Here is a 16,798-nt window from a genome sequence, read left to right as displayed (position 1 = left end):
ACATGCAGCATCGTTCAACTTGGTGGAAAACCGCAATCGGCATCGTGCTGACGCTGATCATGCTCTTCCCTGTCTACTGGATGATCAATATCTCCTTCACCCAGCGTCGCTCCATCCGCTCCGGCGACCTTGTCCCGATGGACTTCACGCTGGACAATTACGCCGCCGCGTTCAACTCGCAGCTGCCATACCTCGGTACGTCACTGATCATCGCGCTCGGCTGTGTGATCGTGACCCTGCTTATCGCCCTTCCTTCCTCGTATGCACTGGCCATCCTGCATATCAAGGGGCGTAAAACCCTCAACTTCCTGCTGATCGTAGCCCAGATGATTCCCGCCGTGGTCATGGCACTCGGCTTCTACCAGATCTTCAGTGATCTGAATCTGCTGGACACCTTGCCTGGTCTGATCGTCGCCGACTCGACCATCGCAGTGCCGTTCGCGGTGATGTTGTTGACCGGATTCATGACCGGCATGCCACGCTCGCTGATCGAAGCCGCACAGATCGACGGCGCATCCCAGTGGACCGTATTCACTCGAATTGTGATTCCGCTGAGCCGCAACACCATCGTCACCACCTCGCTGTTCAGCTTCCTGTGGGCATGGAGCGACTTCATGTTTGCTTCCACGCTGGATTCCGGCGGTGGCAAGATGCGCCCGATCACGATGGGCATCTACGACTTCATCGGATCGCAGAATCAGGAATGGGGTCCGATGATGGCCACGGCCGTGCTGGCTTCGGTGCCTACTGCACTGCTGCTCATCGTGGCTCAGAAATATGTGGCTGCCGGTGTGACCGCCGGTGCCATCAAGGATTGATGACATGGGATGCGAGCTGAATTTGAGGCTCGCATCCATATAGACAACACGACAACGTCACCATAGCGATAACGTCAAAGGAGACTTACCATGACACTGCTTACCTTCCACACCGATGGCCACGCCCTGACCTGGACCGGCGACGGCGAATACCTGCGCATCGAACCGTGGGGCGACGATTCCATCCGCGTTCGCTCGGCGCAAATGCACGAGGTGGAGAATCCCGAATGGGCGCTGCTGGATAACCCGAAGCAGGACCCCGATGCCGTATCGGTGAATATCGATGAGGAGCACTCCACCGCCGAGCTGCGCAATGGAGGTATCGTGGTCAAGGCCGAGGCCTCTTACGATGTCTACGGTGGTGCAGGCTATGAGGAGCCCCGTTGCGAGCTGAGCTTCTTCAAGGCGGATGGCACGCCGCTGTTCCGTGAATCGGCGCGCGGTGGTTCGCTGGACTTGCATGCCCGCCGGTTCAAGCCGATCATCGGCGGCGATCACGCCGTGACGGTGTCGTTCGAGGCGCCGACAGATGAACGACTGTACGGTATGGGCGAATACCAGCAGAACGTTATGGACCTGAAGGGATGCACGCTGGAACTCGCCCATCGCAACTCCCAAGCATCCGTACCGTTCGTCGTCTCTTCAGCCGGCTACGGCTTCCTGTGGAACAATCCGGCTGTCGGCTCGGTGACCTTCGGCAAGAACCGCACCGAATGGAAGGCTGATGCCACCAGGCAGATCGACTACTGGATCACCGTGGGCTCCACGCCGGCCGTGATCATGGAACACTACGCGGACGCCACCGGTCATGCGCCGGTGATGCCCGAATGGGGCTTGGGCTTCTGGCAATGCAAGCTGCGCTACTGGAATCAGGAGCAGCTGCTTGAAGTGGCACGCGGCTTCAAGCAGCGCAACATCCCGCTGGACCTCATCGTCATTGACTTCTTCCACTGGCCGTACATGGGCGACTTCCGTTTCGAGAAGGAATTCTGGCCCGATCCGAAGGCCATGTGCGACGAACTGCACGAGATGGGCGTCAAGGTCATGGCCTCCGTGTGGCCGCAGGTCGCCATTGCTTCGGAGAACTACGCCGAGATGAAGGCGAACAATCTGCTGGTGCGCGCCGATCGTGGACAGGACATCGGCATGATGTTCGAAGGCCCCAGCCAGTTCTTCGATGCCACCAACCCGGCAGCCCGCGACTATGTGTGGAGCAAGTGCCGCGCCAACTACGCCGACCTGGGCATTGACGCATTCTGGCTGGACGAGGCCGAGCCTGAATACGGCACCTACGATTTCGAGAACTATCGTTACTATGCCGGCCCCAACCAGCAGGTGGCGAATGTCTATCCGCGCGAATACAACCGCGGCTTCTATGAAGGACAGGCGGCATACGGGCGTACGGACGAGATCGTCAACCTGACCCGTTGCGCTTGGGCAGGCTCCCAGCGCTACGGCGCTCTGGTCTGGAGCGGTGATGTCGGCTCCACTTTCGCCGATCTGAAGGCGCAGATCACCTGTGGCATCCACATGGGCATGGCCGGCATCCCGTGGTTCACCACCGATATGGGCGGCTTCCATGACGGCGACATCAACAGCGATTCGTTCAAGGAACTGCTGGCTCGCTGGTGCCAGTTCTCCTGCTTCTCCCCGGTGATGCGCAACCACGGCGATCGTTCGGCCCTCCAGCCGGACGGCACGATGAAGGAGACCATCACGAACGCCTCCGGTGAGCATCGTTCTCCCTCCGGCGCGGACAACGAACCGTGGAGCTACGGCGAGGACATCGAACGCATCATGGTCAAGTTCATCAACGTGCGTGAACGTCTGCGCGACTACATGCGTGAGCTGTTCGCCGAAGCCCACGAGAGCGGACATCCGCTGATTCGCGGCCTGTTCTTCGAATTCCCGAACGATGCCGCCGCCGCGGATATCGCCGACGAATACATGCTCGGAGCGGATCTGCTGGTCGCTCCTGTGGTCGAGGAAGGCGCACGCTCCCGCGAAGTGTACCTGCCCGGCGACGGCGAGACGAGCTGGACAGATCTGCGCGACGGCACCGTATACGCCGCCGGCCAGACGATCACGGCGAATGCACCGCTCGACTCGGTGCCGGTGTTCGCCCGCAACGGACACGACCACGGTCTGGCGGGAGCACTGTAAACACTGACTTTCAGGTCGCTGCATCAGCCACGCGGTCTGATTGATAACACTTGACCGTACCGGTTTATCCCTGCCGGTACGGTCAAGTCATATGCGGCGCGGCTGATGCATCGGCATGCTGACGCGTGTTCAGTTGCCCGACGAGCGAGCTGTACCGAACCAGCTGGTATAGATCAGTGAGAAATTACGGTTGCCGTAGCTGGAACAGGAATCGCCTTCGCCGTTGCCGGCGGCCAGCGCCGCAGTATTCGGCTGGTAGGGCGTATAGATGTACAGCAATGCGGTGGCTTTGTTCTCGATGTACACCTCGGTGCCGCCGCAAGCCGCATTCGGATGATACTGCACGTAATTCAACGTCTTTGCCTGATATCCGTACTGGCTTTCGTGGGCCACATAATATTGATACCGTTGCGCGGCTCCATACACTTGGCGGAAGAAACCGGCGTATTTCGGATCACAGTTGGCGGTATCCGGACAGCTCAGCCCCATCGCCGCCTGATATTGAAAATCGGTGACGTTGGTGGCTGTGACCAGATGCTGCTCCTTCTGCATTACGGTGAGCAACACTTTGGGACTGATGCCGCATGCTCTGGCCGATTTGACGATGATGGCGGCCGCCCGCTCACCCTTCTTGCCCTCATAGGCATTGCAGTATTCATCGGCCGGCTGATCGGTGGTGTCAAAGGTTTTCGATTTCAAGCAGCTCGTGTCGGTGCATGCCGCACCCTGCTCGTCAAGGAACGATTGCACTTCTGATTCGCTCATCGCATTGCCGTTGAAGAACTGGCCGTCGGAGATGATGTTGCCCGGGTCGAAACCATAGTCCTGCGCAAGCTGCAGCTGACGAGCCTCGGCCGCCTGCACCGAATGCCGCCATCCGACAAACCATACGGTTCCCGTTACCAGCGCCACAATGCAGACCAGTGCCACCACCGTAGCCAGTACGATTTTGATTCGTCGCCATAATGATGCACGACGCCACCGTTTCGCCAACGACAGATGACGCGTGGCTGCGCGTGAGGATCTACGTGATTTTCTCCGCTGTGCCTTCTGTGGTGTTTTATGTGGCGCTTTCCGTCGCGTCTTCCGCTGTTTCGTCTGTGCCATGGAGAGATTGCTTAGTTATGTATCAGTGGAAACCTTATGCCAGAACCTTTTTGATGCGGTTTAAGGACGCCGGCCCCTTGGTGCCAAGCTCCTGCGCCCACAGGCTCACATAAAACTCCTCAAGCATCCATCGGGCCTGTTCGGCCTGTTGCATCAGCGTCTCATGCTTGGGGCCGGCCGGTTCGGCCTTGGCATGCGCCACGGCCTTATCTACCAGCTGTTTCGCTTCGTCGGCCTGCCAGGCCCACTTGACGTCACGGTTCTTGTCGGTTTTCGCCTTGCTCAGTCGGCTCCAATCAGCCTTGAGATATCGACTGATCGAGGTAAGCGCATCCGGGGGAGTGCGGCCTACGAATCCGGGGTAGACCAGTGTGGCGATGTGATCGCGAATCGACTGGAGTACGGAAAGCATCGGCAGATCAGCTTTGCCGGACGTGGCTTTGTCTACTTCTGCGTACGACTTGAGGATGGCGATAACGTCACGAGCCACCTGATAAACGGTATCCTCATACACTTCCTGTACATCAAGTACGGCGTTCGCCAAGGCTTCGTCATTCGCAAGGGTGTCCACCTTGGGCAGCAGACGTTTGACGGCGGCCAGCTGCAGGTCTTCGACCAAGTCGGCAGTGGACTTGTACGGTGCCGAGGCCAACATCAGCGCCTCGGTGCCCAACCAACGTGAAGAGACGCGTTCGGATGGCAGACGCAGCGCATCCAGTGCGCCGCGCCACAACATGACGGCACGTGACTCGGTGGTGGCGCCGGCCTTATGCAGCAGGTTGGCGCGTTGCACCAGCTTGCCTTGTTCACCGGCCTGTTCGGCCTGCTTCTTGACCATCTGACGTGCGGAGGCCTCCGCCTGTTCGGCGAATTTGCGCTGCAGGGCCTTGAGATCCTTGGATGTGCCCAATACCTTGACCGGGCCGCGCGCATGTCTGCGACCTCGCTGATTGCGGCTGGGCGGCAATTGCTGCTCCACTGCGAACGTGACCCTGAGATAGGGGGAGAGTCGTTCGACCAGTTCCGGTCCCAAAACTTCAGGATGAATCTGCGCGCCCACGGTGGCGATGGCCGCCCGCGTGAACACATGCGCCAGATCAGGCCAGAGCGCGGTATCCGCACCCTCTGGCCCAACTGGCGGCAGATTCGGCTTCTGCTGAGAGCCGGAGCCGGGAAGATCGGGATACTGTTCGTCGATCCAGTTGCGAATCTTCTTGGCGGCATCCGGGGCCGGCACGAATTGCACACGCAACTGCTTGGGCAGCGCTTTGATCATCGCCAGAATCAGTTCATCCAGCAGACCAGGCACATTCCAGGTAAACTGTTCCGGGCTGATACGTGAAAGCGCTTTCAACGGCACATGCACCGTCACGCCGTCGGTCGGATCGGCCGGATCGTAGACGTAGCTCAATCGCAGATCGATAGGCTGACCGTCCGATCCGAGCGTATGCCAGTGATCGGGATAGTCATCCAAGCTCACCGACTCGCTGGACGCCAAACGCTCCACTTTGGCGGGGTCGAAGGTCAGCAGATTCGGATGTTCATCATGCTCACGCTTCCACCATTTGGCCAGATCGGCGACGGACGTCACATCTGCGGGAATGACCGCGTTATAGAAGTCGAACAGATCCTCGTCAGACACGGTGTCCGCCAGCTGACGGGTGCGGCTGGCGTCATCGGCGGCATCTTCAAGAATGTCGCGGTTGCCGTTGACGAACTCGTCGTAACTGAACCGCTGCTGGATATCGCCGTCCACCAGACCCTGACGGATCAGGAAATCACGCGCCTCAGGCGGATTGATTCGTCCCCACTGCACCGCGCGGTCCTGCACGATCGGCAGACCATACAGCAGGACACGGGCCGTAGCCACCGCAGAGCCACGGGAAGCGGACCAATGCGGCTCCGCATACGTGGTGCGTGTCAGCTGACCGGCCAAAGGTTCGGCCCACGCCGGATCAATGGCCGCCGAATAACGGGCCCACAGTCGCGAAGTCTCCACCAATTCCGTGCTCATCACCCAAGCGGGTGTTTTCTTGGCCACTGCCGAGGCCGGGAACAGCGCGAAACGAGTGCCTCGGGCACCCTGATACTCGTTCTTCGACTGTTTCTGCGCGCGTTTCATCGCGCGAGCGCGAGCAGCCCCGGTAAGTCCGGCGAAATCGGAGGCCTTCGGTTCGCGAATCACCTGCATGCCCATCATCGACAGCAGACCGGCAAGCATTGATTTGTGGATACCGTCCGCATCCCACGAACAGCATAACGAATGAGCGGCTTGCTGATTCAACGGAAGCTGGCGGATCTGCAGACCAGGGCGGGAGGACGGCAACGGCTCGCCGACCTTGAACTTCAGCTCGTGGCACATCTGCGTCAACTGAGAGACCAGATCCTTCCACTGACGCATACGCAGCCAGCTGAAATATTCGGTCTTGCAGATACGGCGCAATGCGTTGTTGCTGGGATTGCCATCCGCTTGGAATACACGATCCCAGATGTTCAACGCCGTGAGAAAATCACTGGTCTCATCCGCGTACCGATTATGAATACGGTCCGCGTCCTCACGCTTGTCATCCGGACGCTCCCGCGGATCCTGAAGGCTCAAGAAGGAGACGATGACCAGCACGGCGGCCAACGTATTCGGCGAACCGATGCGGGCCGCTTCGATAACCATGCGACCGAGACGCACATCGATGGGGATGCGCGCCAGCTGGCGGCCGATATGCGTCAGCGTCACCTCGCCATGCTTGCGTCCGATGGCCTTGAGCTCGGTGAGCTCGTTGAAACCATCCGATACGGCTTTCATATCCGGCGGATCGATGAAGCCGAAACTGGTGACGTCTTCGGCGGTACGGGCCACGCCCACCGAAAGCATATGCAACACCACAGCGCCCAGCGAGGTACGCAGAATCTCCGGTTCGGTGAAGCGCGGACGAGTTTCGTAGTCCTCGCGCGAATACAAGCGAATCGCAATACCGTCCGCCACACGGCCGCATCGGCCGCTTCGCTGATCGGCGCTGGCCTGACTGATCGGTTCGATAGGAAGCCGCTGCACCTTGGCGGTCTTCGAATATCGGGAGATACGGGCGGTGCCCGGATCGACCACGTAGCGAATGCCGGGCACGGTCAGCGAGGTTTCGGCCACGTTCGTGGCGATGACGATGCGCTGATGCGTATGCGGCTCGAACACCTTGTGCTGGTCGGACGCCGAAAGTCTGGCGAACAGCGGCATGATCTCGATGGCATCCGGGCGGCGCATATCCTCCACGCGCGGCCCGTAATGGTGCCGCAATGCCGCCTCGAATTCGTGGATGTCGCGCTCGCCGGAAGCGAAGACCAAAATGTCGCGGGCTCCACGTTCGTGCGAGGAATGAATCACCAGTTCGGCGCAGGCACGAGCCACGGCGGTGGGCATATCCGTAATGGCGTCTTCGGCATATCCGGCGTTGCTGCGTCCATTGCCCGAATGCGGGCGGTCTTCGGACTGCGCGACCGCGGACGCCAGCTCATCGTAATCGGCGTCACCGGGGCGCGCGCCCACAGCGAAGCCGGGCACCTCGCGCATCAGCGCCGGAGCGGTCCCCAGCGGCTCATACACCACCTGCACCGGGAATGTGCGACCGGAGACCTCGATAACCGGCACCTTCTCGTGCAGCGCATGCTCGAAATGCTCTTGGAATTTCACCGAATCGATGGTTGCGGAGGTGATTACCAGCTTCAGATCGCGTCTGCGGGGCAGCAGCGCGGTGAGATAGCCGAGCAGGAAGTCGATGTTCAGGCTGCGCTCGTGCGCCTCATCGATGATGATCGTATCGTACTGGCTCAGATTCGGATCGCGTTGAATCTGAGCCAGAAGAATACCGTCGGTAACCACGCGCAGACGAGTGTTGGGGGAGCTCTCGTCGGTGAATCGCACCTGATAGCCCACTTCCGCGCCGAGCGGCACGTCCATTTCAGCGGCGATGCGTTCGGCCACGGTACGCGCGGCGATACGACGTGGCTGGGTGTGCACGATCTGCCGGCCGTGCGTGCCGCGCCCCAGTTCCAACAGGATCTTCGGCAACTGGGTGGTCTTGCCGGAACCGGTCTGTCCGGAAACAATAACGACTTGGGAATGCCGGACCGCGTTCGCTATCTCATCGTGTGCGGCGGAAACCGGAAGTTCAACGGGATACTCATATTTCATGACGGACTTCAATAATACGGAAGCCCTTGGAGCTGGCGTATTTGCTTACCGCGAATCCGTCTCCCAGCGCCTCGTCCAGCCAGGGGATCAGCGAATCGGAGCCCAGATTCCTCTGCACCACCAGATAGGCGGCGCCATCATTGTTGAGGCGTGGCAGCCAAGTCATCAGCAAGGTGTGCAACGCTTCCTTGCCGATGCGGATCGGCGGATTCGACCAGATGACATCGAACATGGTGTCGACAGGCACGGCGGCGGCAAACGACGGCTGCTGTGCTGCGGGCAGACAGGCGCCCGTTTCATCGGTCTGCGAGACATGGATATTCGAACGGTTGTTGGACTGCGCGTTGCCGTGCGTCAGTTCCAAGGCGCGTTCGTTGACATCCACCGCCCATACGTTCGCTTCGGGACTCTCAGCAGCCAGGGTCAAGGCAATCGGACCCCAGCCACAGCCCAAATCGAGAAAATCGCCGGTCAACGGCGGCTCCGGCGCATGCTTGAGCAATACGGAAGTGCCCAAATCCAGTCGTGAACCGGAGAAGACGCCGTTGGACACCTGAACCTGTGTGTCACGGCCACGCAGCGAAACGTGCAGCGTGCGCCTGACGTCCTTGGACGAAGGATCCGCGGAGAAATACTGCTCTGCCATCATCAACTCCATTTCCGCGGGGCGTTTCCGCACTCGCCGCAACCGTTTCGTTGCTGTTCTGTGTATTGGTTCTGTGTGTTGGTTCCGTACACTGGTTGTGTGCACTGGTTCTGTGTACTGCGCCCATATCGGGCATGTCACCTCATTTGATGATAATAAGAAGCCATACAAGAATCGGGAACCATTGATTTGAAGAGGCGTCTTTGACTGACAACAACCAGTACACCGACATCGACCACGGCAGCTCCGGCATTACCGCTCAAGGAGTGCTTTCCTCACAGTCGGATGTGTTGCTTGACAATAATCAACGTCCTTCGGGATGGCACGAAGACACCAATCAGGAGTGGGAAGAACGCGAGGCCCGCAACGAGCTCAAGCATGTGGCCGGGCTCGGCGAACTCGAAGATGTCACCGAAGTCGAATATCGCAAGGTTCGTCTGGAACGTGTGGTGCTTGTCGGCGTCTGGTCTTCACGCGAGACCACACAGGCCAAGGCGGAGGAGTCATTGAGGGAGCTTGCCGCGCTCGCCGAAACCGCTGGCGCGGTGGTGTGCGACGGTCTGTTGCAGCATCGTCTGCGCCCGGACGCCGCCACGTATGTCGGTTCCGGCAAAGCGCGGGAGATCGCGGATATCGTGGCGAGGGAAGAGGCCGATACCATCATCGTGGACGATGATCTGCCGCCTTCGCAACGTCGAGCTCTGGAAGATACGGCCAAGGTCAAAGTGGTCGATCGTACGGCTGTGATTCTGGACATTTTCGCCCAGCACGCCACTTCCCGTGAAGGCAAGGCGCAGGTGGAGCTCGCCCAGCTCGAATACATGCTGCCTCGACTGCGCGGATGGGGCGGTTCCCTGTCCCGCCAGGCCGGTGGTCGAGCGGCCGGTGCCGACGCGGGCATTGGCTCACGTGGACCTGGCGAAACGAAAATCGAGATGGACCGCCGCGTGATCCGTACGCGTATCGCCCGTCTGAAACGGCAGATTCGCGAGATGGCACCCGCTCGTGAGGTCAAACGTGGGTCCAGACGACGTTTCGGATTGCCGACGGTGGCTGTGGTCGGGTACACGAACGCCGGCAAATCGTCGTTGACCAATCGGCTGACCGGTTCGGCCGAATTGGTGGAGAACGCGTTGTTCGCCACGCTGGATACGGCGGTCAGACGCGCGAAAACCCGTGATGGACGTGCCTACGCTTATGTGGACACGGTGGGCTTCGTGCGCAGGCTGCCCACTCAGCTGGTCGAGGCGTTCAAGTCAACACTGGAGGAAGTGGCCGAGGCGGATATCATCGTGCACGTGGTGGATGGTTCGCACCCGGATCCGTTCTCGCAGATCGAAGCTGTGAACGATGTGTTGGCGGACATCGAAGGGACCGCATCCATACCACGCGTGCTGGTGTTCAACAAGGCGGATCAGATCGATGATGCGGCTCGCGAACGATTGGCGGCTCTGGAACCGCAGGCACATATCGTCTCCGCGTTCAGCGGAGAGGGACTTGAATCTCTGCGTGCCGCGGTAGAGGATCTGTTGCCGGTGCCGCATGTACATGTGGATGCGCTGCTTCCCTATACTGCAGGATCGTTGTTGTCCCAGGTGCGTGAATACGGCTTGGTGGAACGGGTGGAATATCGCGATGACGGCGTCAAGCTGGAGGCGAATGTGGATTCGCATCTGGCGGCGCGTGTGATTGATCAGGCCATCGGTTGAGCGGGTGACTGAGCGGGTGGCTTAACGGGTGACGAATATCACAGTGTGGATCGAGTCCGCCCGCGTTGGACGCGAAAATCCGTGAGCGCTAACAACGGTTGGAAAATATATGGTTTTGTGATGCTTGTACGGCGGTTCGCTGTGTGGAACGTCGCACTGGGCTTATACAGTAAAGTCGTAAGTGATTAGGCCTGCCCAAAGTCGCAGACCGCCTTTGAAGAGAGGTTAACCTATCATGGCGGAAACTACCGTTAAGCCCACGAAGCTTGCTGTTATTGGTGCCGGTGCTGTTGGCTCCACCCTTGCTTTCGCTGCTGCACAGCGCGGCGTTGCCCGTGAGATCGTGCTTGAGGATATCGCCAAGGAGCGTGTGGAGGCCGAGGTGCTCGACATGCAGCACGGCTCCAGCTTCTACCCGACCGTGTCCATCGACGGTTCTGATGATCCGGAGATCTGCCGTGACGCCGACATGGTCGTCATCACCGCAGGCCCTCGCCAGAAGCCGGGTCAGTCTCGTCTGGAGCTCGTTGGTGCCACCATCAAGATTCTTCAGGCCATTATGCCGAACCTTGTCAAGGTCGCCCCGAACGCCATCTACATGCTGATCACCAACCCGGTGGATATTGCCACCCATGTCGCCCAGAAGATCTCCGGGCTGCCCGAGAACCAGATCTTCGGTTCCGGCACCAATCTGGATTCCGCTCGTCTGCGCTTCCTGATCGCCCAGCAGACCGGCGTCAACGTTAAGAACGTGCACGCCTACATCGCTGGTGAGCATGGCGACTCCGAAGTCCCGCTGTGGGCTTCCGCCACCATCGGTGGCGTCCCGATGTGCGACTGGACCCCGCTGCCTGGCCACGAGCCGCTGGATGCCGTCAAGCGTGAGGAGATCCATCAGGAAGTCAAGAACGCTGCCTACAAGATCATCAACGGTAAGGGTGCCACCAACTACGCCATCGGCATGTCCGGCGTGGACATCATCGAGGCCGTGCTTCGCGACACCAACCGCATCCTGCCGGTGAGCTCCATGCTCAAGGACTTCCACGGCATTTCCGACATCTGCATGTCTGTGCCGACCCTGCTCAACCGTTCCGGCGTCAACACCGCCATCAACACCCCGGTCTCCGATAAGGAGCTCGCTGCCCTGAAGCGCTCTGCCGAGACGCTGAAGGAAACCGCCGCTCAGTTCGGCTTCTGATAAAAATCGTTCCACGGGGCGGTCTCGTCGTTGCGGCATATCTGGCGTTTTCTGTACGCCTGCGTCTGCCGCGTATAGAGACTGCACGCGTGGGACGATTTTTTATAACGAGAGAATCGCTATGTGTGTTGCATGTGTGCTGCGCATATGGCGATTTCCTATATGCCGAGTTGTCCGTTCGCAGTTTCGCGGTATTGTTCTTGTGCGCTTTGCGGCCGAATGGCTGCTTACGTCGATTGACTATGTGTCGATACATTGATTGATATGGGTAGGCGCTGCGCGGATCTGATTTCCATGCAGCGCCTACTCGTTCTGTCTTGATACTGTTCTGTCTTGATACCGTTTTCCGGTTATTCGTGAAAATTGCCGGCTGAGGGCGTGGTGTAGCCTTCCGGTTCGAGTTGGAATGTGGTGTGGGGAACTGAAACCGGAAAGTGTTCGCGTAGGCAGTCTTGCAGTTGGGTGAGGATCTGCGCCGCCTGATCCATGGTGAGTCCTCGTTCCACTACGACATGTGCCATGAGAATCGGCATGCCAGTGGATACCGTGCTGGCATGTAAATCATGAACGGCCACCACATGCGGCACACTTTCCAGATGCGTGCGCACTGCATCCAGATCTAGCCCTTCAGGAGTTTCCTCCAACAACACTTTCACTGCGTTCGACAACAGTTTGACGGCTCGTGGAATCATCAGCAGCGCGATGATGGCACCGGCAACGGCATCGAAGCCATTCCACCCGGTAGACAGCATCACCAGAGCGGATGTCACCACCGCTACGGAGCCAAGCGCATCATTCATGACCTCCAGGAATGCGGCCTTCATGTTCATATTGTCTTCGCGCTGTGAAGCAAGGATGAATATGGAGATAATATTCGCCGCCAGACCGAGCAATCCCACGAAGAGCAGCAGATGTATGTCTTCGATGCCGTCCGGCGTGCCGCCGAACAATCGCATGCCTGCTTCCACCAAGGCATATATTCCGACGATCAGCAGCACAAGCGCGCCGGCGGCTGCCGTCAGTACCTCAAGACGGGCCCAACCCCATGTTCTCGTGTTACTTGGCTTGCGTTGCATCAGAATGGCGGTGACGGTCGAAGCTACCAGCACCGACATGTCGGTAAGCATATGTCCTGCATCTACCAGCAGCGCCAAGGAACCGGTCAAGATTGACGCCACAACTTCAATGAGAAACACGGAGCTGGTCACGCATAGTGTAGCGATGAGGCGGCGTCTGTGCGCCTTCGCTCCCTCGGCTGTAGAAGGAGGCATCTGCGTATGGGAATGTTCGTGAGTCATAGAATCCTTTCATGCCGCGGATGCATTGATCAGCAGTGAAATCGCTTCTCAATACCATTCCCGTTATGGTCTATATACAACAGGACCCCGGTGTATGGCCGGGGTCCTGCTATGCTGTGCGCCACTCTAGCACATGGTGCTGGGCTTGGTGCTCCGATGATTGTTGTGGCGTTTCTGCCGGTGCTGCAGATGAAGTCCGTAGACTTGGCGCCGCATTACAGTTTGCGCAGCACCGTCACGACTCTGCCCATGATGGTGGCGTGGGTGCCATCGATGGGAGAGTACGCAGGATTGTGCGGCATAAGCCAGATATGGCCATTTTCCTTGCGGAATGTTTTGACGGTGGCCTCGTCGTCGAGCAGCGCGGCCACGATATCTCCGTTGACTGCGGTGCTTTGCTCTCTGACCACAACGAAATCGCCATCGCAGATGGCGGCATCTACCATCGAATCGCCGTGAACCTCCAACATGAATAAGGTTCCCCCGCTGCCGGTGAGGCGCTCAGGCAGCCGCATGACATCTTCTACGTGTTGTTCAGCCGTAATGGGAATGCCGGCGGCGATACGACCTACCAGTGGAACATCGCGGGAATCATCAATCGGCTCGGTGGGGAATTGGAATATTTGTGCTGCGGTACCCGGATGAGAAGGTCTGTTCTCGTCATCCAAGGGGGCGGTGACATCGCCGGCGATGACTTCGATGGCACGGCCTTTGTTGGCGTTCACGCGAATGAAGCCCTTTTCCTCCAGTGTTTTGAGCTGATGCTTGACCGAGGAGGGGCTTTTGAGGCCGGCTGCTTCACCGATTTCCCTGAACGAAGGGGCGAAGCCCTGTTCGTTGATGTGCTTGCGTATGGCATCCAGCACTCGGTGCTGACGGTCGGTCAATGCTGACTCGTCTGGCTTGCTCTGTTCGGGGAAGGCCAAGGTGTTCACGTCCGGGCTCCTTTCGGTAATAGCACTAGCATAACGGAATTATTCATAATATCAAACATCTGTTCGAGTGTCGGTTTGACAGTGTCGAACATCTGTGCCATGATAAGAACACCTGTTCGATAGAACACATGTTCGAGAGGTGATTGCGATGACGATTTCTCATGCGATAACGTTGCGTAGCGGCAGGCATGAAGTGGATCTGCCAAATCGTGTGATGCGTGGCGTGGCTGGTCGAAGCAGATCAAAGCATGCTGGTGTGCTTATCGTGATGTTGCTCGTAGCGCTTTACGGTATGGGGTTGGGGGCGATGCTCGGTCAACAGGATGATCATGTTGGCACTGCGCAGGTGACCAGTCATATTGTGCAACCGGGGGAGACGCTGTGGGGATACGCCACACGTATTACTCCTGCCGGGCAGGATGTATCCGAGACAGTGGATGAACTGATGGCGTTGAACGATCTGGATTCCGGGGAGCTGCGAGTCGGTCAGCATATTGTCGTGCCGGTCGAACAGTGATGGACCGTGCAGTGATGGGCTGCATGGTGATGGACTGCATAGTAATGACCGTATGGCTGACGTGGTGATGATTCGTAATATGCGATGACTTTATAAGGCAACTTATAAGTCAATGGATGACGAGAATGGATGGCGAGGTGATGATGCAGCAATGTGGTGTTCGATATAGCGAAACCCCGAAGGAAAATGGGTTTTCCCACCATGCACGTTATTCTTGTGGCATGCATTGTCCTTTTTGCCAGAATCCAGATACCAAAGTCATCGACACCCGCATCAGTGATGACGGCCATTCCATCCGTCGTCGCCGTGTCTGTCCGAAATGCAATAAGCGTTTCACTACGGTGGAGACCAGTATGCTGCTAGTCACCAAGCGGTCAGGGGGTGTAGAACCGTTTAGCCGGGATAAGGTGATCACTGGTGTACGGAAGGCATGTCAGGGACGGCCCGTCAAAGAAGATGCGTTGAAAATGCTCGGGCAAAAGGTTGAGGAGGATTTGCGCTCTCGTGGATTGGCGGAGGTTACATCCGACGAGGTGGGTAAGGCCATATTGAAGCCTTTGAAGGATTTGGATGTCGTGGCGTATCTGCGTTTTGCGAGCGTGTATCAGAATTTTTCCAACTTGGAGGATTTCCAGAACGCCATCGATCAGTTGCGTGATTGATCAATGTGCCGACTGCTGATATGTCGATCCACGGCGTAATGGATTAATGCCTGACGCCATAATGGGTGTTCTGGCTGTCGCGTCGTGAGTATTGCAGTGCGGCCGTGTGATAACGCCCTGTGTAGATGGCAGCCCTTGTGAATGACAACGCTGCGTGTTGATGCCCTGTGTGATGGCGACTTTGCGCTGATCCGCGAGTGGGATCTTCTTATACGGCTCATTGCCGCACGGACTGAACTTGGGGCCGGTAGTAGCAATTTGGGACCGGTAGTAGCAATGGCCTATATGCTGCTTGCCCCATTGCTGTGGCTGGTAGCACATAAGCCATTGCTATCGACGATATATATGGTGCAGCGATCAGCTGATCACGCGCATGCGAATCGTGCCCTCGATATTGCGCAGCGCCTCTAGAGTGTCGGCGCTCGGCTTGGTGGACACGTCGGTGACCACATAGCCAAGCTCACCTTCCGTGGCCAATGACTGGAAGGAGATATTGATGTTCTCCTCACCCAGCACATGGTTGACGCGAGCCAGCACACCGGGCAGATTATCGTGCAGATGCGCAATACGGCAAACGCCCTTGCACGTCCCCAAATTGATTTGCGGCATGTTGACGGACAATGAAGTCGATCCCTTGAACCAGTAATCCTCAAGGCGCTGCGAAACGAAGTGACCGATGGATTCCTGCGCCTCCAACGTGGAACCGCCGATATGGGGCGTCAGAATCATGTTGTCTTCATTCGCCAGAGCGGTCTCAAACGGGTCTCCGCTCTTCTTCGGCTCCACGGGGAACACATCGACGGCGGCACCGGCGAGATGACCGGAATCAAGATGCTGCTTGAGTGCGCCCAAGTCGGCCACGAAGCCACGAGACAAATTGATGAAGATGGCATCCTGCTTCATATGGGCGAACTGGTCTTCACCGAAGAATCCGGTATTCGACTTACGACCATCGACATGCAAGGTCACGGCGTCGGATTGCTCCAGCAGCTCGTTCAGCGTAGCGCAACGATGGGCGTTGCCAAGGGCAAGCTTCTCTTCGATGTCGTAGAACACCACACGCATGCCCAGCGCTTCAGCCAGCACGGACAGCTGGGAGCCGATGTTGCCGTAGCCGATGATGCCCAACGTCTTGCCGCGTACCTCATGGGAGCCGGAAGCGGACTTGTCCCACACACCATGCTTGATGTGGTGGGTATGGGCGGGGATGCGGCGCATCAGGCAGATGATGTCGCAGATGACCAGCTCCACCACGGATCGTGTGTTGGAGTAAGGAGCGTTGAACACGGCGATGCCGTGTTTGCCGGCATACGTGAGATCGACTTGGTTGGTGCCGATGCAGAAGCATCCGACCGCACTCAGCTTCGGACGAGCCTCCAATACACGCGCGGTGACATTGGTCTTTGACCGCACGCCGACCAGATCCACGCCGTCGAGGGCGTCGATGAGTTCGTCCTCGTTGAGCGCTCCCTTCATCGTTTCGACTTCGAATCCATGATCGCGCAGTGATTTCGCCGCATCGGGATGGATATTCTCCAATAACAGTGCTTTGGGCATAATTTCCT

At 58.2% G+C, this 16,798-nt stretch carries 12 protein-coding genes; 6 read left to right on the top strand and 6 right to left on the bottom strand.

Features of this window, described 5'->3' with window-relative positions:
• Positions 1-2: 2 nt before the first annotated feature.
• Together G1C97_RS03600 and G1C97_RS03595 are read left to right on the top strand one after the other, a co-directional pair.
• Positions 3-818: a carbohydrate ABC transporter permease gene (locus G1C97_RS03600; protein ID WP_169240565.1), complete on the top strand. Its 816-nt coding sequence runs from the start codon at positions 3-5 to the stop codon at positions 816-818.
• Positions 819-908: 90 nt separating this feature from the next.
• Positions 909-2,981: a glycoside hydrolase family 31 protein gene (locus tag G1C97_RS03595; RefSeq protein ID WP_169240564.1), complete on the top strand. Its 2,073-nt coding sequence runs from the start codon at positions 909-911 to the stop codon at positions 2,979-2,981.
• A gap of 129 nt (positions 2,982-3,110) precedes the next feature.
• Here the strand turns inward: G1C97_RS03595 and G1C97_RS03590 are convergent, their stop codons facing one another.
• From G1C97_RS03590 to G1C97_RS03580, 3 genes are read right to left on the bottom strand one after another with little or no spacing between them, the layout of a single operon-like run.
• A complete protein-coding gene (locus G1C97_RS03590) occupies positions 3,111-4,088 on the bottom strand; it encodes a hemagglutinin (RefSeq protein ID WP_240950987.1) in 978 nt (325 codons plus the stop codon).
• Between the two features lie 34 nt (positions 4,089-4,122).
• A complete protein-coding gene (locus G1C97_RS03585) occupies positions 4,123-8,268 on the bottom strand; it encodes a DUF3418 domain-containing protein (protein ID WP_169240563.1) in 4,146 nt (1,381 codons plus the stop codon).
• A complete protein-coding gene (locus G1C97_RS03580) occupies positions 8,258-8,914 on the bottom strand; it encodes a class I SAM-dependent methyltransferase (RefSeq protein ID WP_169240602.1) in 657 nt (218 codons plus the stop codon). The genes G1C97_RS03585 and G1C97_RS03580 overlap by 11 nt, the downstream gene beginning before the upstream one ends.
• Positions 8,915-9,117: 203 nt before the next feature.
• Between G1C97_RS03580 and hflX the strand changes: the two genes are divergently transcribed.
• Positions 9,118-10,623, top strand: coding sequence for a GTPase HflX (gene hflX, locus G1C97_RS03575; protein WP_169240562.1), 1,506 nt, complete (start codon positions 9,118-9,120; stop codon positions 10,621-10,623).
• A 235-nt stretch (positions 10,624-10,858) separates the two neighbouring features.
• Positions 10,859-11,821, top strand: a complete 963-nt coding sequence (locus G1C97_RS03570; protein WP_100495345.1) for an L-lactate dehydrogenase — start codon at positions 10,859-10,861, stop codon at positions 11,819-11,821.
• A gap of 350 nt (positions 11,822-12,171) precedes the next feature.
• Here the strand turns inward: G1C97_RS03570 and G1C97_RS03565 are convergent, their stop codons facing one another.
• Positions 12,172-13,119: a cation diffusion facilitator family transporter gene (locus tag G1C97_RS03565; protein WP_169240561.1), complete on the bottom strand. Its 948-nt coding sequence runs from the start codon at positions 13,117-13,119 to the stop codon at positions 12,172-12,174.
• A gap of 215 nt (positions 13,120-13,334) precedes the next feature.
• Positions 13,335-14,054: a transcriptional repressor LexA gene (lexA, locus tag G1C97_RS03560; protein ID WP_169240560.1), complete on the bottom strand. Its 720-nt coding sequence runs from the start codon at positions 14,052-14,054 to the stop codon at positions 13,335-13,337.
• Between the two features lie 148 nt (positions 14,055-14,202).
• Here lexA and G1C97_RS03555 point away from each other — a divergent pair, with 148 nt between their 5' ends.
• Both G1C97_RS03555 and nrdR read left to right on the top strand, forming a co-directional pair.
• Positions 14,203-14,571, top strand: a complete 369-nt coding sequence (locus G1C97_RS03555; RefSeq protein WP_169240559.1) for a LysM peptidoglycan-binding domain-containing protein — start codon at positions 14,203-14,205, stop codon at positions 14,569-14,571.
• A 221-nt stretch (positions 14,572-14,792) separates the two neighbouring features.
• Entirely contained in the window at positions 14,793-15,233 is a 441-nt protein-coding gene (gene nrdR / locus G1C97_RS03550; protein WP_100495910.1) for a transcriptional regulator NrdR, read from the top strand.
• 357 nt (positions 15,234-15,590) lie between these two features.
• Here nrdR and serA read toward each other — a convergent pair whose 3' ends face one another.
• Entirely contained in the window at positions 15,591-16,790 is a 1,200-nt protein-coding gene (serA, locus tag G1C97_RS03545; protein ID WP_169240558.1) for a phosphoglycerate dehydrogenase, read from the bottom strand.
• Positions 16,791-16,798: the final 8 nt, after the last annotated feature.

Source organism: Bifidobacterium olomucense, from assembly GCF_012932375.1.
GTDB classification, from domain to species: Bacteria; Actinomycetota; Actinomycetes; order Actinomycetales; family Bifidobacteriaceae; genus Bifidobacterium; species Bifidobacterium olomucense.
Note: the sequence above shows the minus strand (reverse complement) of the source record. Positions and strands in the feature narration are given on the sequence as shown.